Source organism: Geomonas sp. (assembly GCF_035254065.1).
In the GTDB taxonomy this organism is placed as follows: Bacteria; Desulfobacterota; Desulfuromonadia; order Geobacterales; family Geobacteraceae; genus Geomonas.
This window is the reverse complement of record NZ_DATFBA010000123.1, coordinates 1-3,262: the sequence shown is the minus strand read 5'-3', so window position 1 is coordinate 3,262 and position 3,262 is coordinate 1. Positions and strand designations below refer to the sequence as shown.

The window sequence follows — 3,262 nt, the reverse complement described above, 5'->3', positions numbered from 1 at the left end:
AATCTGCTGGCACTCAATGCCGCCATCGAGGCCGCGCGCGCTGGCGAAATGGGGCGCGGTTTCGCCGTGGTGGCCGACGAGGTGCGCGCACTGGCGGAGCGGACCACCAGGGCCACCCGCGAGATCGGCCAGATGATCAAGGGGATCCAGGCGGAGACCAGGGAGGCGGTGGCCGCCATGGAGGAAGGGATCGAAGAGGTCCAGACCGGCAGCACCGAAGCCGCCCACTCCGTGCGGGCACTGGCCGAGATCCAGGCCAGGATCGCCGAGGTCACCGCCCAGATCAACCAGATCGCGGTGGCGGCGGAGGAGCAATCGGCCACCACCCGGGAGATCACCGACAACATCCAGCAGATTTCGGGGGTGGTGCGCGGTGGCGCCCTGAGCGCGCAGCAGGTTAGCGGCGCCTCGGCCGACCTCTCCGGGCTCTCCGATGACCTGCAGGGGCTGGTGCGCCAGTTCGGCTGCTGACAGCGTAGGGCCTACTAGGCCGCCTTATCTAAAAGGAAATCGCTCCCTATCAGGTCCCCCCCTTGATAAAGGGGGGGCAGGGGGGATTTGCTTTTGGCCTTTGTACGGTGGGCGGGACGGTTCGGATAGGGGGACAGGCACCTGCCGGAGCCAGTCCCCTTCCCCACCCTCACCTGGCCTTCGGCCACCCTCTCCCCTAAAGGGGCGAGGGGATAGAATGACCCTTGGGGCAGAGGAGCAAGGGCGAGGGGATGGCATAAGGAATAAGAAAACCCCGCTACCTGATGGTGGCGGGGTTTGTTGTTGGCGGACGGTCAGTTTCAAGAAGGCTCTTCGGAAGTTGCCTTTCTTTTCGACTTGAGCCGCATGTTCAGGGTCTGCCGGTTGAGCCCGAGCATACCGGCGGCGATGCGCTGGTTACCCTTGGCAAGCTCGAGGGCAGTGTTGATGAGCAAGTCCTCGGCCTCGCGCAGGGTCGGGAAATGGCCCCATACCGCCGTCAGCAGCTGTTCGAGGTTGTTCTCCTCGCGCGGGGCGGGCGGGGGCTCTTCCGGCGCGGGGGCGTTGATGGTCCGCACGAACGGCTGGTCGGAGATCAGCCCGTCCTTCCTGCGTAGCACCGCGTCGTCCACCATCCCCTGCAGCTCGCGCACGTTGCCGGGGAAGTCGTACCCCTCCAGGAGCTCCAGCAGCTTCTTCGAGTAGGTGGGGGGCTCGACCCCCAGCCGCTCCGCCATCAGCTCGATGAAATGGTCCAAGAGCAGCGGCAGGTCATCCCGGCGCTCCCTCAAGGGGGGGATGCGGACCTGGTGGCTGCACAGGCGGTAGTAGAGGTCCTGCCGGAACCTCCCCTCGGAGATCCTTTTGGGGAGATCGCGGTTGGTGGCGAGCAGGATGCGGGCATGGCTCTTTCTGACCAGGTCGGAGCCTACCGGGTAGTATTCCTCCTCCTGCAGGAGGCGCAAAAGCTTGACCTGGGAGAGTTCGTTCAGGTCGCCGATCTCGTCCAGGAAGAGCGTCCCCCCCGCGGCGCGGGCCACCAGCCCCTCCCGGGCCTGGTCCGCCCCGGTATAGGCGCCCCGCTGGTGCCCGAAGAGCGCGTCGGAGAACATCGGGTCGTCCAGCCCGGCCGCGTTCAGGGCGACGTACTCCCCCTTGCAGCCGCTCAGCTTGTGGATGGCGCGGGCGACAAGTTCCTTGCCGGAGCCGGTCTCACCGAGGATCAGGATCGGCTGCCGGCTGGCGGCCAGCGCCTCGGCATACCTGAACAGCTCCTTCATCTTCTTATTGCGGGTCACCAGTTCCGCGAAGGCGGCCAGCCGGCTCTGCTCGTCCAGCACCCGCCCCTTGCGGGGGCGCGGCTCACCCCCTGGCGCCTGCTGGGCCTCTTCCGCCTCCGCCTCGGGGAACTCGCCCTCCAGCGCCCTTTTCACGCTCTCCACCAGCCGCCCGTGGTTGACCGGCTTGGCGAGGTAGTCGACCGCCCCCAGCTTCAGGCACTCCACCGCGGTATCGATCTGGTCGTCCGCCGTCACGATCACCTTGAGGTCCTGCCTGAGCGCCCGGGCGAGCAGTTCCAGGCCGTCACCTTCCGGCTGTCCCAAATCGAGCACCGCGACCGCCACCTCTCCGCTGTCCAAAATTGGCAGCACCTTGCTGTGATCGCTCACGGTGAGCACGTCGCTGATCCCGTTCACTTCCAGATGGAGCTTGCAGGTGGTCAACACGTGCGGCTCCCCCCCCGCCAAGAGCACCTGCTTCCTTGCTATCGTTTCTCGTTTCATCCCACTGCTCCCGTCCTGTCGAGGAGGCTGCAAAAATCTGTACAGCCCCCTGCCGGAGACGCCGGGGACCGGTTACACACCGGTAACTCGGCTATTTTCCAGGCTTATCAGAAAAAGCACCCAGGGCGTCCGCCGCTTTTTAGGAGGCTTGGTCCCTGCAAAAAAATTGTCATTCCGGCCCTCTGGAAAGGATGAGTGCCCAAGCCGGATGAGCGGGAAAAGCAATGATATTGACCACGTAACCAACATCTGGGCTACAAGGATGCCAAGAAGTTGGCTGTTTGTCTACAATAGATATAACTATTTTGATAACCGGTGCCGCTAACTGCCGGTTTTACAGGTTTTTTTATTTGGCACGCTGGATGCTATAGAGAGGGCAACTGACTGACATGAAATCATCCATCTCGTAGACAGGAACGGCAGTAGAGACACTCTCCGGGCCCCTCCGGAGACGACCCAATCCCAAGGCAGCAAATTAAATGACAAGGAGGAAACACACCATGAGAGCTCTCATCCCCACTTACCTGAAACTGCGCAGCAAGCTGGACAACGAAAAAGGTGCCACCATGGTCGAGTACGCACTGCTCGCAGCCCTGATCGCAGCAGCCCTGGTCGGCGGCATCACCGCCCTCTCCGGCGGTATCGGCACCACCTTCTCTACGGTAACCGCCGCCCTCTAGCAGCACCGGCGTTACCTGAGCAAGCGGCCCTGGCCGCGCAATCCTCGTCCCGGCCGAAGCCCTTTCGGCCGGGGCCCTCGAAAGAGGGTGAGGGCCATGATTGATAAAGGTAGGGCGGGCGAAGATGAAGGGGCCATCTCCGTCTGCCGCATGGTTCTCATCCTCGATTTACGCGGGCGGGCCGGCGGCCAAGGCTGCCGGCCCGACAGTACAAACTTGCCGCCTCCCGCCCTGCCCTTGGCGAGGAGGTTGCCTGTCCCGTCAACCGCGAGATGCAGCTGGCAGGTGTAGGTCGGAGGCTGCGGCCCCCTGCCACACCTGCTTTTT

The 3,262-nt window shown here is 63.8% G+C and carries 3 protein-coding genes; 2 read left to right on the top strand and 1 reads right to left on the bottom strand.

The window, feature by feature from the left end:
- The coding region (locus tag VJ604_RS06195; RefSeq protein WP_324080725.1) for a methyl-accepting chemotaxis protein at positions 1-471 on the top strand (471 nt) is incomplete at its 5' end.
- Between the two features lie 320 nt (positions 472-791).
- Here the strand turns inward: VJ604_RS06195 and VJ604_RS06190 are convergent.
- Positions 792-2,255 carry a sigma-54-dependent transcriptional regulator gene (locus tag VJ604_RS06190; RefSeq protein WP_324080723.1) on the bottom strand — a complete coding sequence of 488 codons (1,464 nt, stop codon included), beginning with the start codon at positions 2,253-2,255 and terminating at the stop codon, positions 792-794.
- 500 nt (positions 2,256-2,755) lie between these two features.
- On the opposite strand from VJ604_RS06190, the gene VJ604_RS06185 reads away from it, so the two are divergent.
- Complete coding sequence (locus VJ604_RS06185) at positions 2,756-2,935, top strand: Flp family type IVb pilin (RefSeq protein ID WP_324080722.1); 180 nt, start codon at positions 2,756-2,758, stop codon at positions 2,933-2,935.
- Positions 2,936-3,262 lie beyond the last annotated feature (327 nt).